Source organism: Citrobacter sp. Cb028 (genome assembly GCF_030336705.1).
GTDB classification, from domain to species: Bacteria; Pseudomonadota; Gammaproteobacteria; order Enterobacterales; family Enterobacteriaceae; genus Citrobacter; species Citrobacter braakii.
On sequence record NZ_JAOWCZ010000034.1, the window covers coordinates 578361 to 594356 of the forward strand.

General features: G+C 51.2%; 16 protein-coding genes. 3 read left to right on the forward strand and 13 right to left on the reverse strand.

Annotated features, from left to right (window positions below; genetic code table 11):
• Positions 1-10 precede the first annotated feature (10 nt).
• From OGV75_RS12275 to OGV75_RS12335, 13 genes are all read right to left on the reverse strand, one after another.
• A complete protein-coding gene (locus OGV75_RS12275; RefSeq protein WP_286480705.1) occupies positions 11-787 on the reverse strand; it encodes a M23 family metallopeptidase in 777 nt (258 codons plus the stop codon).
• A gap of 12 nt (positions 788-799) precedes the next feature.
• Positions 800-1597 (reverse strand): prepilin peptidase, encoded by a 798-nt coding sequence (locus OGV75_RS12280; protein ID WP_286480706.1) that lies wholly within the window; start codon positions 1595-1597, stop codon positions 800-802.
• A 12-nt stretch (positions 1598-1609) separates the two neighbouring features.
• Positions 1610-2647, reverse strand: coding sequence for a type II secretion system F family protein (locus OGV75_RS12285; protein WP_286480707.1), 1038 nt, complete (start codon positions 2645-2647; stop codon positions 1610-1612).
• The gene (locus OGV75_RS12290; protein ID WP_047359458.1) at positions 2631-4160 is read right to left on the reverse strand and encodes an ATPase, T2SS/T4P/T4SS family; all 1530 of its coding nucleotides are present in this window, start codon (positions 4158-4160) and stop codon (positions 2631-2633) included. Before OGV75_RS12290 ends, OGV75_RS12285 begins: the two co-directional genes overlap by 17 nt.
• Entirely contained in the window at positions 4157-4693 is a 537-nt protein-coding gene (locus OGV75_RS12295) for a hypothetical protein (RefSeq protein WP_053389688.1), read from the reverse strand. The genes OGV75_RS12290 and OGV75_RS12295 overlap by 4 nt, the downstream gene beginning before the upstream one ends.
• Positions 4675-5532, reverse strand: coding sequence for a hypothetical protein (locus OGV75_RS12300; RefSeq protein WP_286480708.1), 858 nt, complete (start codon positions 5530-5532; stop codon positions 4675-4677). Before OGV75_RS12300 ends, OGV75_RS12295 begins: the two co-directional genes overlap by 19 nt.
• Before the next feature lie 4 nt (positions 5533-5536).
• The gene (locus OGV75_RS12305; protein WP_047359456.1) at positions 5537-6082 is read right to left on the reverse strand and encodes a hypothetical protein; all 546 of its coding nucleotides are present in this window, start codon (positions 6080-6082) and stop codon (positions 5537-5539) included.
• A 7-nt stretch (positions 6083-6089) separates the two neighbouring features.
• Entirely contained in the window at positions 6090-7532 is a 1443-nt protein-coding gene (locus tag OGV75_RS12310; RefSeq protein ID WP_047359455.1) for a type II and III secretion system protein, read from the reverse strand.
• A 20-nt stretch (positions 7533-7552) separates the two neighbouring features.
• Positions 7553-8008 carry a TcpQ domain-containing protein gene (locus tag OGV75_RS12315; protein WP_046274621.1) on the reverse strand — a complete coding sequence of 152 codons (456 nt, stop codon included), beginning with the start codon at positions 8006-8008 and terminating at the stop codon, positions 7553-7555.
• 16 nt (positions 8009-8024) lie between these two features.
• Entirely contained in the window at positions 8025-8678 is a 654-nt protein-coding gene (locus OGV75_RS12320) for a hypothetical protein (protein ID WP_286480709.1), read from the reverse strand.
• 47 nt (positions 8679-8725) lie between these two features.
• A complete protein-coding gene (locus OGV75_RS12325; RefSeq protein ID WP_286480710.1) occupies positions 8726-10201 on the reverse strand; it encodes a prepilin-type N-terminal cleavage/methylation domain-containing protein in 1476 nt (491 codons plus the stop codon).
• Positions 10202-10512: 311 nt separating this feature from the next.
• Complete coding sequence (locus tag OGV75_RS12330; RefSeq protein WP_286480711.1) at positions 10513-10965, reverse strand: prepilin-type N-terminal cleavage/methylation domain-containing protein; 453 nt, start codon at positions 10963-10965, stop codon at positions 10513-10515.
• A gap of 548 nt (positions 10966-11513) precedes the next feature.
• Entirely contained in the window at positions 11514-12797 is a 1284-nt protein-coding gene (locus tag OGV75_RS12335; RefSeq protein ID WP_046274669.1) for a putative acyl-CoA thioester hydrolase, read from the reverse strand.
• A gap of 223 nt (positions 12798-13020) precedes the next feature.
• On the opposite strand from OGV75_RS12335, the gene hutI reads away from it, so the two are divergent.
• The 3 genes from hutI to OGV75_RS12350 all read left to right on the forward strand — a co-directional run bounded on the left by hutI (position 13021) and on the right by OGV75_RS12350 (position 15989).
• Complete coding sequence (gene hutI, locus OGV75_RS12340; protein WP_046274624.1) at positions 13021-14244, forward strand: imidazolonepropionase; 1224 nt, start codon at positions 13021-13023, stop codon at positions 14242-14244.
• On the forward strand, positions 14241-15182 hold the full coding sequence (gene hutG, locus OGV75_RS12345) for a formimidoylglutamase (RefSeq protein ID WP_047359451.1): 942 nt from the start codon (positions 14241-14243) through the stop codon (positions 15180-15182). The genes hutI and hutG overlap by 4 nt, the downstream gene beginning before the upstream one ends.
• Positions 15183-15269: 87 nt before the next feature.
• Positions 15270-15989, forward strand: a complete 720-nt coding sequence (locus OGV75_RS12350; RefSeq protein ID WP_016152334.1) for a histidine utilization repressor — start codon at positions 15270-15272, stop codon at positions 15987-15989.
• Positions 15990-15996: the final 7 nt, after the last annotated feature.

Below are 15996 nucleotides of genomic sequence, written 5' to 3' on the forward strand. Positions count from 1 at the left end.
TAGCTCCTTGTTATACAGCGGAAATAATCTGATATTTACCACTGCGCAACAGCACGACCTGATAGTTGCCAAACACCATACTACCTGGTGCCACGGTGCGCGTTTTGTTGTTAAACCGGACGGTGATCCGGGTTCCGCCCGGTCCCTGAGAAACCAGCACCACCCGAGGCTGAGAGTCGGATTTTTCTTCCGCAGACGCACGCCCGGCGCGCGCCAGCATCGGGGTGTTGTTCAGCAAGGGCTGCGGGTCGAGCGCCACGCCCCGCCAGGCAATTTCCAGATGCAGGTGCGGACCGGTGCTAAAACCGCTGCTGCCGGATGCGGCGATCTCTTCGCCCGCCGTCAGCTTTTCGCCCTTACGCACCCGCGCAGAGGCGAGATGAAAATAGCGACTCAGCCAGCCGTCTGCATGACGGAGAGTGATAAAGTATCCGGTGCCGCGACCGTAGCCGCTCTCCACCACTTCGCCGTCGGCAATTGCATGCACGCTGCTGCCGAATGGCACAGGAATATCCATCCCTTTATGCTGCATCATGCGCCCCAGCACAGGGTGCAGGCGTTGTCCAAATCCTGAGCTGATCTGGCGCTTCGCCACGGGCCAGATAAAGCGTACTGGGGCGTTATCATCATCCACCGCCGCAGCGCTGGATGGCATCCTCAGGTTCTCTTCTGACCACATTTGCGCCGCCTGTAATGACGGAACGAAAGCTTGCTGCCAGGCTTGCTCGCAGCTGGTCGTCGCCAGCGGCGACATTGTCAGCCATACGCTCCATATCAGACACGACACGATCGACCTCCGTCAGAGCAGCAGTAAAAACGCGACCAGCGCGATAGCCGGACCGAACGGAATATAAAAGCGATGTTTGTCATCCTCTTGCGTATAAAAGCACCGCACGCAGGCGTAAAACAGCAGCCCGGCCAGCGCCGAAAAACAGAGTAATTCCGGCAGGCGCTGCCAGCCAAGCCATGCCCCGCAGGCGGCGTAGAGCTTGACGTCGCCGTAGCCCAGACCGTCGCGTTTGCAGAACGTCTCCCACAGCTTCATCACGCCCCACAGCAGCAGCCAGGCGACGGCGACGCCATAAACCGCGTCCTTCACCCGCACCATGGAGTACCCCGATGCGGCAAGCAGTAGCCCGCCCCAGAGCACGGTGAAGACCAGCGTGTCCGGCAGAATCAGATGTTTAAAATCGATAACCGCCGCGCTGTAGAGCACCATAAACAACAGCGCATATGCCAGCGCGAGTTGAGGAGACCATTGCGGCAGGTAAAACCAGGCCAGCGCCCCCCATACCAATCCCATCGCCAGTTCAGAAATCGGATAAATAACCGGGATCGCAATGCCGCACTGGCGGCATTTGCCCTTCAGTAACAGCCAACTGAGAACCGGAATATTATCCCAGGGCTTAATATCTGATTTACAGGCAGGGCAGTGCGACGGCGGCCACCACAAATTAACAGCCGCCCCTTCTGAATCATCCTCATCTATTACGCCAAGCATCAGCGGCAGACGATAAATAATCACGTTGGCTAAGCTGCCAAACAGCAATCCAAGAGGGATAAAAATAGCCACCATCCATGGCATTAACAGTTCCATGATTTAATTTTCCTAAAAAGAACCGCTGGCGCCCATCGCCGCCAACTTGTCGCTGAGCGAAAACAACGCGGCAAAAACCCATATTACGCAACCGCCTAATATCAGCGTGGAGAGCGCTTTTAATAACCCGGAAAGTTTAGTGATATATTCCCGAATGTGTTCACGTGATTTATTCGATACCGCCAGCAGCACCTCATTAAACGAGGGTAGCGCGGCGTAAAGGCTGATATTGAGCAGCGTTTCCGTGTTCAGTAAACCCGAATTGAGCGCCTCCCCATAGCTGACGCCTGCCGCCATTTTCTTCTGCATCCCGGCCAGGTGCCAGCGCAGCCAGCGGCTGGAGTTCAGGCTAATAATGCTGAGCGCATCGTTGAGCGGAATGCCGTTTTTTAACATCAGCGCCAGGTTGTTGAGAAAAATAGAGGCGGTCAACTGCTTATACGTTGAGAACGGCATAATTCGGTCAAGAAACTGATTACGAATATTCCCGGTCATTTTGCCCATCGCTATTTTGATCACGGTAACCAGCGCAATAAAACCAATGAGGATATATATCCACAGCCCATTACACAGCGCCATCCCAAAAATATAGAGCGCGCTGGTGACGCCAGGCCATTTTTCAACCGGTACAACGCCTTCAAAAGCCGGGAACACCTTATAGGCATAACCGCCTATTACCACCAGCGACAGGACCAGCATAATGAGCGGGAAGGTGATGGCGCCGACGATTTTCTTGCGCAGCTCGTCGTTATAATTAATCACGTTTACCAGGGTGATAAAGCCGTCGGCCAGGCTGCCGCTGCGCTCCGCCGCGTTAATCACGCTCAGTTCAGATTCAGGGACCAGCCCCTCGAAAACCATCGCAATGGAGGTGGTTTTCGCCATTTTCGCAGTTAGCTCTTCCAGACGTTTAGCAAATCCTTTGCCGAGCAGTTTTTCCCCTTCCGCGCGTAATTTTTGCAACGCGTCATACAGCGGAAGTTCAGCGTTAATCATGTCTGCGCAAAACTGATAAAGATAAATACGCTGTTTCTTACCGAATTTTTTCAACTATTACCTCCAGCTCTTCCTGAACGACTTGCCCAAATTCCATTTGAAACCAGGTCGCGCACACGCGTCCCTGAAGTACCGCCGCCATCGTTTTTTCTTTAATTTCGAATCCTTCGCTCAGGCCGGTCTGTTTTAATCGCTTAGCGCGCCAGACGGTATAAACTTTAAGCCACTTCTGTTCAGCAATGGCCTCCAGCTCGTCATACACTGGCAGCAAATACTCCATCACCAACTGGCGTCCGCCAATACCGGTGTGTTTGCAGGCCGGACAGCCTTCAGCGTTTTTTTCATAAAGCTGGAATTCGCGTCCCTTAATGGCGGTGGTCCGTAACGACGTTTTACACTGCGGGCACAGTACTGGTATTAGCTTCTGGCACTGTAAGCCCGCAATAAAGCCCGGCGTTGAAAGCTTATCGCTGGTAATACCGAGCGCGGATAAGCGTTGCAATAACGAAACGATGTTGCCTGCGTGCACGGTGGTAAAGCAGTAGTGACCACTTTCCACCGCCCCGGCCAGCGCGTTAGAAGAGATATTGTCGCGAATTTCCCCTACCATCAGTACGTCCGGGTCGCGACGCAGCGAAGATTTGATCGCCGAATGGAATCCTCCGGATTCGCCGCTTAATACCGAACTTTGCGTCGCGCCATAGATCTGATATTCGACCGGATCTTCTACGGTCAGAAAACAGCCGCGATTGTCATAGCGGTTGATCTGCATCCACTCCATCAGATTTTTCAGGGTAGTGGATTTCCCCGAACCGGTTGTTCCGGCAATAATATAAGCGCCGTAGGGGTTACTCAGGATCCTTTTGAGGTCGCTAATTTCCTCATCGGAAACGCCAAGCTTATCCAGACTCGCGACGCTGGCTCTGTCCAGACCCGATGGAATAATACGCAATACCGCGTGATAGCAATCGCTGGTCTCGCCAAATATCGGATAGTGCGCATAGCGGAAGCGGTAGCTTTTCCCCGCCAGCGAATAGAGGATATTGGCGTTTTGCGCAATATTGCGGTTCCAGGTGGTGTCGCGGGTGCTTGCCTCAACGTTGTAGAGCACGAACACCAGCTCATCGCAGCGTGACGCCTTCATCTGTATAAACGGACAAAGCACGCCGTTAATGCGCAGCTCAATATTCGCCACCATATCATTACGGGTGATATGCAGGTCGCTGGCCTTCAACGCCACGGCCTTTTTCAGCATCTCTTCCAGCGCAAGTTGTGTGTTACTGCTTTCCTGCTCAAGCAGCTTACTTCCTGCCGACAGCAGCTGTTCTACGATCAGGTAATAATTTTTCTCAGTAACCTGCGCTATTCCCTTAACCTGAATATTATGGGAAACCTGCAGGCGGTGGCACACCGCCTGCATTGGCGCCAGATTATCAATCAAAGGCGTGGATACCAGTAACCAGGCTTCATCCGCATGCTCAGCAACCAGAATATCGCCGTCATACTCCTGGAATTGCCACTCCTGAGAATGAATGTTCTCCTCGTTAAACTGGATATAATCGATCACTTACCCACAACCTCGACCGTCACGTCATTTGCCTGGTTATGACGCGCAATATAGTCATAACCGCCGTAGCTAAAACGCTGATTCAGCGGCACCATCTTCACGCCGCCGTCGGCGCCGGCAATCGCCACGCGTTTTTGACCCGCGATTTCGGAAATCAGCAGCGGCCGCAGCCCAGGCGCAGATTCTGACGTTGCTCCAGGGGAAGCGCTAATATCATCCATTGTGCTGGCGGTGCTCACCGGCATAACCGCTGCGCTATCCGCCTTTTTCTCACCGCGCAGCTTGCGCAGCTCGCTACGGACTTTTTCCAGCGCAAGCTGATTCGCCAGCTCGCGGTACTGGCTCTCGAAGTTGAAATCTTTTTCTATCATCTCAACAACGTGATCCTGCATCGGCGATACGTCGCTTAACGGCGGCGTGCCTTCCGCTTGCACAACCTGCTGCGCGGGGATGATTTCTGCCGTATCTGCGGCGTAAAGAGCAGGTGAAAGCGTCAACACTATTCCCGCAATGATTAATTTCCCTTTTTGCATGCCAGTCCTCCGGTAACGAGCGTTGAGTTTTCATTGAATACGATTGATTTGATAATAAACGCGTCGGCAAAGGGTTGTTTATTCAACACCAACGACACGCCTGAGAAATCCATTTTAGTCGGTGAGGTGATCGTCCAACCGGCGAACAGCATGCCGAATGACGTTACCGTACTTTTCAGCGCGCTTTCATTTTGCCCAACGGCAGAGGAGGGCATTCCTGTTAATACCAGTTCGGTATTTCGTCCGCCTAATGAGTTCCAGGTGCTGATATAACTTAATACATCGGTACAGACCGGCAGATTAACCGTATTTTTACTCTGCCACGCGCTGAGCCATGGGTGTTTATTCATCCCGGACTCAACGCCCGTATAGTCCAGCGTGTTTTTTGAAAAACTGGGCGACCAGGTTTTGCCCCAGAGATTAATATCGGCCACGCTAAATATCCGCCCTGGATTCAGCGCATAGCTGAGTGAACAGCCCGTACTGGTACATTCAATACTTTTTGGCGCAAAGCCTACCTGCGACAGTTTTTTATTCGCCAGCAAGAGCTGCTCCAGCAGCAGGCTGGCATCAGAAATGCTGCCGCCCGTAAGCGAGTTGCGATAAAAATCTTCGATAGCTTTGATTTTTTGCTGGCGGGCAGCCTGTTCAGCCTGGACTCTGGCCAATCGTTCCTGCTCCGGTTTCCAGATAAAATAGTAATAGCCCGCCCCGCCGCCGCCAGCTAATAAAATCAGTAGCGTAACGACCCAGACGATAATATTACCTCCTCGCCCGGTAGAACCGCCCCCTATAATATTACGACGTTTCCAGAAATAGATATTTTCAGAGACCGCCACGTTCTCATCCTTTTATAAATAATTTCAGCAGTGTCATAAACACCAGTAAAAATACGATGCCGCCTGCTAACAGAGCGCCGATCATCATCTGTCGCCGTTTTTTCTGCCGCCGCTGATGTTCAGTACAGCCTTCAATCACCGCCTCAAAGTGCTGTTCCGTTAACTGAATTAACGGTAGCTCCGCATACTGTGGCGATTCTTTCAGCTGCTCTTTCAGCTTCATCCAGAAGCGTCTGGAGACCAGACGATCGCTGCCCGAAACGGGAGCACCGCGCGAGATAATCAGGAAATAGTAGCTTTCCGCCTGCTCATAGTAATAAATACCGTCACCGTACAGGGCTTTCATCCACAGGGCGAAAGGCTCATATAAGGTGGAGTGTTTAGTACAGAAACCCGTAACCATTTCCCCTTCATCCGACAAGATCGTTAACTGGCGATGGGTTCGCCGTATATGTGCCAGCCAGTCAAGATAATAAGGTTCGTGAGAGGTGGGCTCGTAGCTCCAGACCAGATCAATTAATACCCGATTTTCTGATAAGTGCTTAAGCATGATGCCCTCATCGGGTCTGCGTTGGGGCACGGTAATTATCAATACCGACTACCATAACCACCGTTTCGACATGATCGTTGTTGGTGACCGAGCCTGCCAGCACCGACCATCCCTGACCGTCAGCATCCTCTTTCGCTTCGTATTTGCTGACCAGCAGCAGGCTACCCGGCGTAATTGTGGAAATGTTAAACATTTCCGTCGTGCTTACCGACGGCAACTGAACTTCATCAAAGGTATCGATTGAGTTGAGGTAGCGCTTGGTAAAGCCGCTGGCCACTTCAATTCGCCCGTCGGTTAAGATACGCGGGGTAAGAATAAAGCTGGTGCCGGTGACCAGTTCCGTGGTTTCCACCTCCGTACTGACGTCTCCTGAATTGGAGTCTTCTTCCCTAGTGCGACTTGAAACATAATATTGCGACGTGGTCATGTTGAGCGGAATAGGGATGTTATTACGGGTAATAAACGAACCGCTCTGGATCACCTTACTGCCGGTGAGTTCGTACAGGGCATCCAACTGAGAGCTGATATTCATATGCTGATTGGTCCAGCCTGCGGTTAAGCCGCCGGAGAGCTTCATCAGCATTTCTGAGCTGTCGATACCAAAAGAGGAGGTCCCGTCGTTGAAGGTCATATTGACCCCACCGCCCAGCTCTTTCGTTTTGCGCTTATCAAGGGTAAATATTTTGTAAGTCACGACAAACTGACGGGTATTATCCGCCTGGAATTTTTTCAGCGACTCATTCAGCGCGTGATACTCCGAAGGACGTGCGGTGATCGTCAGAATCGAGGCGTCTTTAAAAATGCTGTAAACGCCGCTGGAGACAAATTTTTCCGCCATATCCTCAACGTCGTCCCAGAAGCTGGATTCAAACTTGGTTTCGGCTTTGCCTTTCAGACCGCCGCCGGAAGTGGCTTCATTACCGGACAGATCGAGACTGGTCTCAAACTTGTTGTCTTCGCCGTAAAAATCGAGCTTCAGCACATAGTTCTGGAAATAAGAGACGACCAGCACGCCGTTGTTATCCAGCAGCGGATTCACGTCATACAGCGCGGAAATATAGCGGGTAAATTCCTCAAACGTTCCGTTGAACTTAACGCTGCGGAACTCCGGTTCCCCCGCATCCGATTTTCCACCGGGAACGGAAGTATTAATACGGTAGCTAATACCGGTTTGCGCGGTCACCGCCTCAAGAATTGTCGCCAGATCGGTAGGCTCGTAAGACTGAATACTCACCTGCTTACGCAGCAGCGCCTGTTTACGGGAGTTATATTCAACCTTTTTGCCCAGATAAGGCTCGTTATATTTCATATAACCGGTCGTTTTCATCTCATCCGGAGTGGTCGGGTTGCCGGTTTCCTGCTGGACAATACTTTTATCGTACTTGGTATCAATAGACGTACAACCCTGAAGAGCCAGCGTCAACGCCAGAAGCGAAACTTTAATTTTCATAGCATTATTCCCTTGCGTAATTACTGCTCATCAATGATCAGTACGTTATTCGCCTGGTAGTCTTTAATCACCAGCCCGTAGTTTTCTGACGTAAATACTTGTCCAAGTTTAACCAGCACATCCTGTGTTGATTTACCCTGCAAATGAATTGCCTTGTAAATAACAAAATCAGTTGAGCTGTTCCAGAGCAGCTTATAGCCATTTTGCTGCGCCCATTTTGAGAGCTGCTGGCTTAATAACTCTTCTTCCAGTAAATCAATTTTTATTTCCACTACTGGCGCACTGACAGGCGCGACGTTTTTCACCGTATCATCCCCGGAAAAGGGATTTCGCGGTGTGGTTGTACTTTCTTTCACTGGCGTGGTGGTTAACATCCCTGCGTCAATTTTTTGCCCGGCTGGTGCGCTGGCGGCAAAACTTCCCTGGCTGCCTAATAATGCGGACACGGCAGCCCCAATTATCCATGTTTTTTTCATCTTACTCTTCCAATGATTAATAGGTGATTCTTTCATGGTCCGGAATATCAAGTTCATTACCGTTTTCTTTATAAAACTTAAGATCGTTATCTTCCGCAACAAGAGAATGGAGCACATACTTATTCGGCTCCGCCTCAGTCCAGGCGTGACCTTCGGATGAAATCATTCCCCCCTGCGGGATTGTGCTGCACCACTGGTTAATTACCACTGAGAGAGACTGTGGGTTTATTTTATTCACATTTTTTTTGCCATCAGGGGTAATCGTTGCCGACGCGGCGCTGATTAACCAGAAGGGCTCGTCCAGATTATTACTTGTGCCTTTAAACCATTTCTCCGCGATCCAGTCCTCAAAGATTCCGTTTACGTTCGCTTTATCCGGGACGTTGGCAGAGACAATATCTTTGTTCACCACAATGTTGGCCTGGATCGCCACAGCTGCTACCGCGCCCACAGGTTTCGGATCGTTCTTACTCTTGTAGCTATTCGTCCGGGTTGCCCCCTGCTGGGTATAGTCGAAATAGCCACCGGTTTTGTTTGCCCCATCATCCTCATCTGCCGCGACAGATGATATGGCGACCGACAGGCGGGGATAGAGGCTACGCAGCTTGGTTTTACGATCTTTATCGATACCGGTTACTTTAGGACACGTTTGCAACGGTAAACGAATCACGCCTGGTTCAGTGAAGAGATTTTTGTAATTATCCTCACTATTCCAGTTTATATAGTCAGCATCAGCAACATCCGGTTTTTACCCTGCGGATAATTGTTTTTAAATGATTGATAAAAGGTGGTGGTGGGCGTCACCAGCTCATACTGACCATGGAAAGCATCTGCAAATTGATTAGGGAATCTAAGGGTGTCATCATCATCCTGGATACCGTTTTTAAGCCTGTCAGCATCAGTTTCATTGTAAGCCACATACCATTTTTCCGGATGCTTGCGCGAGGTATTTTCCATCACGATATTGGCGTACAGCGTGCCGGTGGTGCCTTTGAGCGAGCTCGGCGAAGCAGGATCCACTTCGCTACCGTCTGTTTTATCCGCGCTGGTACGCAGATGCAGAATGCGATCGTCTGGATTATACGGCGTGCCGTCTGGATTAAGCCTGCCATCCGGATTGACGCCGTTGCTGTTCATTGCCGCCAGGCACAGCGTGCTCTTGTTTTGCTCTCTGCTCCAGCACATCGCCGGTTCGTTTTTATCTTTGTCCGTTGCATCGCTGCTGGTAATCAGCAGGCGGTCTTCATCAATCGCCGTAATACACGGTCCGGCCTCGCCTTTGGCATCGTTCCAGCACAGCTTGGCAGCCGGAACAGAACCATCGGCAGTAATATCTTCACTGTTTTTGTCTAAGCTTAAGCGAATGCCGTAACGTTTATTTGCATCGAGCCTGTCCAGATTATTGGGAACGTCCCCCATCTGCAGCGGTTGGTCTGCGGCCGTTGTTACCAGGTTAAAATTACCGCTATTGTTGACTTCAAACACCACCGCCTGCAGATAACCGAGATCGACGCTTTTCAGCGCTTTTTCCAGCGGCTTAATAAATCCGGCAAAATGGAGGCCTTCGTTCTCGACCTCGTTCTGGTAGACGAGATAGAAGTCGACACGTTCAATGCCCAACCCGCTGGTGCGATTGTTGTTGACGAAGTCCACGCGTTCCAGCACCAGACCCAGCGATTCGGCGCCAGGGCGCAGTTCACACGGCAGCATAGACTCCGTCAGCTTGAAGGGCAGCTTCCCTTTCTCAATATTGCCATTTCTACATTCGCTACCCAGAAACAGATAGCGAGAACCCCGGGTGGGCGATACATCGGTTTGTGTTGACACAGCAGCAGACCAACCGGAATAAAAATTATTATCATCCCTGTCGGGTGAATCCTGTAATGTCCTGTTAGTGACGCGGTTATCATAATTCGCGATATTGACGTGAGTATTTTTTCCGTATAGTGGGTTGGCTTGTTGTGCGCTATTCATGGTAGCCAGTTTGTCTTGTGCCACAAAGCGCATCACGCCGGAAATATCACGGGCGATCATATCAGCGACAATCAGTTGGTGACTTTGCTGGGCTTCTTTTCGTTTATAATTGGCATAAGTCATCAGGCACATGCCGATAATGGCAAGCACAACAATCATTTCAAGAAGGGTGACGCCTGCCTGACGTTCGTAAATATTAGCGTTGCGCTTACTTATCATCGATTAAATCCATTTAGCAAAACTGCCCCCTTTAGGGGGGCAGAATAAGTACAACATAAAATATAAGCGTATTAACGACTACCCAGGATTAAAGCACTGGCACCCTCAGGCGTAGCGGCACAGAAGTTTGCACTCGCAATGTTTGTCGGATTCAGGTTATCCGTTGCGAGGGTTTTCAGAATAACCGGACTAACGGCTGCACTCATGTCAACAACACCAACACCAGCTTGTGCGCCTGCGATTGCTGAACCGCTTGCAACGTAATCCCACTGGGCGCCTATCTGCGATGCCAGGTTACGGCAGTCTTCTACTTACAGACCGTTAATAACAATATAGAAACCTTTATTTGTACCATCGGTAGTGAGTTTTGCCGCACCAATTTCAAACGCATCGCTGGAAATTCCGTTAAAGGCTTCTGGTACATCAAGTTTACCCATTCTCACCAGGGTAGAAATTGGGGTATCGCTAACTGCAGTGGCGATATTTGCTTTCGTCAAAGCAGTGATACTATTTGTCGGGGTTGGATATACTGCCTGGTCTTTATACGCCTCGGCCATTGCAACACGAACGGAGTTGGTATTGTCAATAATCTCAGAAATATCCTGTGCTTTAAACGCACGCTGTGCCAGAATAATCACCCCTGCGGCGATAATACCGATAATGCCCAGTACAATGATAATTTCAAGCAGCGTCACGCCTTTCTGCTTTTTCAGCTCACGATACTGCGCTGATTTCCTTTTCCATGAATGAATCATGTTTTTCATATCCATAAATCCTTAGATATTAGTTGCTGTAAAAAATTAACCCTGCACTCACTGTGCCGAAATATTATATGCGGCATTTTTCGTAAATCACCAGAAGCCAAAAGCTGTGATGGGATAATTAGGAATAAAGGTTACTGGTCAGATGAGTTGTTTTTGAATAAAATTTCACAATATATATATTATATATTGGAAATATCGTAACGGGTTTTTTGATTTATTTTTAGAAAAATTTACGGTAATTTTCCTTTTCCGGAAAGTGATATATATTGACAATGCTCATACATTAAAATTAATATGGCTTGGCTTTTTATCTATTTTAGGTTAAAAAGTGAGTTTAGCGGCAAAACAATATTTGTCCAATTAAACGTTACTGTAACTTACTTACGTAAGCGCCTGGGCTTGCCTTCATACAACTCGAATTATTTTGGCTATAAATAGATCGATTTCAAACCTGCATTGGTGAAAATATGACCTGTGTGAAGAAAAGACGTTGAAAGCGGTGAAGGGGGCTGGCGGGAGTGTTCCCGCCAGCGGTTTGATGGCTGTGATTACTGCTTCGGTTCGGCAACCACTTTGCTACCGATACCGCGGTTGTTGTATTCCCACATGCGGTTAAAGTTGGTGTCGTTCAGGTTGCGCTGGATTTCACCTTTGTCATCTTGTGCACCGGTATTACCGGCAAAAGGACGCTTCGAGATAACGCTGTCAGCCCATGGTTTTGCCATGTTAAAGCCTTCGTTGATCACGCTGTCGCGGATAACGACCTGACCGTTAGTGTTCGAATCGACATCCAGCGAGCGGCCCAACTGTGCCACGCCATCACCACTCGCCGTGAAGCGGCTATTTGTGGCGAGGAAGCCGTAGTAGATGTTTGACAGCGTCGCTGGTGCAAACACATAGGCTTCCTGCTGCGTACGGGAGTTCACAACGCGGAAATCGGTGTTATCGAACACCACGGCGCCGCGACCGGAAACAATATCCACATCCCCTTCAATGTAGCTGTTGGTTACCAAAGTACGCGGTTGACGATCGTTTTCCAGACGGTTTTGTACGCCGCTGTTAGTCACGAAAAACGTATTCTGGCGACCGAGGATGTTGACCTTATTGATCTGCACTTTATCGCCATCGGTACGTAGCGCAACGGCCGGGTGATTACCCGCATCAACGCTGTCACCCAGATTGTTTTCGATGGTCAGGTTCTGCAATTGCAGACCGTTATTTTGCGACCAGACGACGGCAGAACACATCACGCCAATATTTGTGCCGCGCTTGTTCTGGCAATTATCAAACATATACCACGCCGGTTTACCCGGCATGTATTTACCGCCCGGGTTCACCGTACGACGCCAGTCTGCGGTGCTCATGTCACCATCAATAGCCTGGCCAATTTTTACATCCAGCGGTTTTTCGCCCATGCCGTACAGCGTCAGACTTCCCGTTGCTGCCGGGATATATACCGTGCCCTGATACTCGCCCGGCATAATCGCGATGTACTGACGTTTGTTAGTACGCTTGATGATTGCCGCATCAACCGCAGCCTGAATGCTGGTATGGGTGACGCCCTGAGTCCCAGCCGGGCCAACCACGAAGTCAGGCTGTGCAGGCAGAGAAATAGCAGAAGGGCTCCACGGCGCGGTGTTAGGCGTCAGCGCGGAAAAATAGTGCGCAGCAACGAAGTTATTCGCTTCATTGGCCGACAAGATCGGGCGCGAAGAGGTACCTGGCGCGGTCTGATCGGAAGGAATTTGATCGGGCGGCGTAGAGCTACAGGCGGTCAGCGTCACGCCAAAAGCCATTGCCAGCGCCAGACGGGAAACTGATGATATGTTCACAGGTTGCTCCGGGCTTTGAAAGTTATCCATTGAAGCCTGCTTTTTTATACTAAGTTGAGCGAAACGGGAAGGTTAAAAGGTAAAAAGTTGTTTTTATCGCCGTAATGCCCGGCGCGGAGAGTTCTTATATCACAAATACATAACAATTACGGTCCTTCAGGTTGACAACATCCGTATAATCAAAAATAAATGTCTATACAACCTATGACAAGTGGTGAGTCGAATGCAGCAATTCTTCCCTGATGATGTTATCTGGCGCAATGTTCGTCTGGCGACCATGGATCCCGAACGTAACACCCCGTATGGGCTGGTGGAGGGTCATGCGCTGATCGTCCGCCAGGGGAAGATTCGCGATATCGTCCCGGAGTCATCGCTCTATCTCACACATGACAATACCTTTGATATGCAGGGCAGGCTAATTACACCTGGCCTGATTGACTGTCATACGCATCTGGTCTTTGGTGGAAACCGCGCAGGTGAATGGGAGCAGCGGCTAAACGGTGTCTCCTACCAGCAGATAAGCGCCCAGGGCGGGGGTATCAATGCCACCGTATCAGCAACCCGCAGCGCCAGTGATGAGCAACTCTTACATCTAGCGCATCAGCGTATGGAACAGCTGATCAAAGAAGGCGTTACCTTGCTGGAAATAAAATCCGGTTACGGCCTGGATTTGCAGACAGAAGAGAAAATATTGCGTGTGGCAGCGGCGCTGGCGGCGGAGAATATCATTGAAATAAGCCCCACGCTGTTGGCTGCCCATGCGACTCCAGCAGAATACCGGGATGATCCTGACGGCTATATTACGCTGGTGTGCGAGACCATTTTGCCGCAGCTGTGGGAACAAGGGCTGTTTGAGACCGTCGATCTGTTTTGTGAAAGCGTGGGTTTTTCGTTGGCACAGAGCGAGCGGGTGTTTCAGGCCGCGCAGGCGTTGGGCATCCCGATTAAAGGCCATGTTGAACAGCTGTCATTGCTGGGTGGCGCACAGCTGGTAAGCCGCTACCACGGGTTATCCGCCGATCATATTGAATATCTCGATGAAGCGGGCGTAGCGGCGATGAGCCAAAGCGGTACGGTCGGCGTACTGCTGCCCGGCGCATTCTATTTCCTTAAAGAGCAACAGCGTCCGCCGGTGGCATTGCTGCGTCAGTATCAGGTACCGATGGCGGTGGCGACAGATTTTAACCCAGGTACCAGCCCGTTTATCAGCCTGCACTGGGCGATGAATATGGCCTGCGTTCAGTTTGGCTTAACGCCGGAAGAAGCATGGGCGGGCGTCACCCGTCATGCGGCCCGGGCGCTGGGACGTCATACCACTCATGGTCAATTGAAGGCCGGGTTTGTGGCCGATTTTGTGGTGTGGGATGCCACTCTCCCGGTCGAGATCCTGTATGAACCGGGGCGCAACCCGCTCTACCAACGCGTATTCAAAGGACAAATAGTATGACTCACTGGCAACCTGTTTCACCTGCGCTGTGGCAGGGACGTGATGATCGCGCCGAATCGCCGAATGCGCTGCGCCTGTTTCAGACTATCACGCTGAGCCCGACATTTAGCCCAGAAATGTATCGCGAGCAGATAGCGCTGCTCGGGTTTGCCTGCGACGAAGGCGTGAAACGTAATCAGGGCCGGACGGGAGCCGCCGGAGCGCCCGATGTGCTGCGCAAGGCGCTGGCGAATTTAGCCAGCCACGATGGGCATCATCGGCTGGTAGATCTGGGAAATATTGTGGCCCAGGCCCCCGACCTTGAGGGCGCGCAGCAGGCGCTACGCAATGCGGTGCAGCGCTGTCAGCAGGAGAATATACGTACCTTTGTTCTGGGGGGAGGACACGAAACCGCATTTGCGCACGGCGCAGGCGTGTTGGATGCGTTCCCGCAGGCGAAAGTGGGGATCGTCAACTTCGATGCGCACCTCGATTTGCGCCATGCCGATCAGGCTACTTCCGGTACACCGTTTCGCCAACTGGCGCAGCTTTGCGATGAACAGCAGCGTGAATTTCACTATGCCTGTATCGGCGTCAGTCGGGCGGCAAACACCCAGGCGCTATGGGATGAGGCGCAACGGCTCGGTGTGACCGTGGTGGAGGATCTGTTCTGTGCAACGGCGCAGGCGCAGTTAGCGCAGTTTGTCGCCAACCTGGATGTTATCTATCTGACTATCGATCTCGACGTGCTGCCGGTGTGGGAAATGCCCGGCGTGTCGGCACCCGCTGCGCTGGGCGTACCGTTGGCGACGCTGCTGAATCTGATTGAACCCCTGTGTCGTAGCGGTAAACTGCAGGCGGTGGATATGGTTGAATTTAATCCACGCTTTGACGATGATGGCAGAGCGGCGCGCGTTGCGGCGCGATTAGGTTGGCAAATCGCGCACTGGTGGCACTGATATACCTGATGGCGTTGCGCTTATCAGGTTCGGGTAATGTCTGTAAACTGTACCCACTCACATTCTCAGCTTAAGGAAGGCTTACGCATGCTCCCATCCCGTTCTGCTCCGGCACCTTTTTACGAAAAGGTCAAACAGGAGATCAGCGAAAAGATTGCCAGCGGTATCTGGCAACCTCACGATCGCATTCCCTCTGAGGCGGAGCTGGTGGCGCAGTATGGTTTCAGCCGCATGACCATCAACCGGGCGCTGCGTGAGTTAACGGATGAAGGGTTACTGGTTCGTTTGCAGGGCGTAGGGACGTTTGTCGCCGAGCCGAAGGGCCAGTCTGCGCTGTTTGAAATTCGCAGCATCGCGGATGAAATCAACGCCCGTCAGCATCAGCACCGCTGCGAGGTGATCACGCTTGAACGAACCCAGGCAAGCGCGCAGCAGGCTTTGGTGTTAAACGTCAAAGAAGGTACCTCCATTTTTCACTCTGTCATGGTGCACTACGAGAACGAACTGCCGGTGCAGATTGAAGATCGCTGCGTGAATGCCGAAATTGTGCCAGCGTATCTGGCGCAGGATTACAGCCAGACTACGCCGCACGCTTATCTGTCGCTGATAGCCCCTTTAACGGAAGGCGAGCATATTGTTGAAGCGGTCCGCGCCAGTGCCGAAGAGTGCGCGCTGCTGAATATCAAAGAACACGATCCCTGCTTGCTGATCCGCCGTAAAACCTGGTCTGCGTCATCCATTGTCTCTCATGCCCGTTTGCTCTTCCCGGGTTCCCGCTATCGCCTGCAAGGGCGGTTTATGTCCTGAAAAGCGT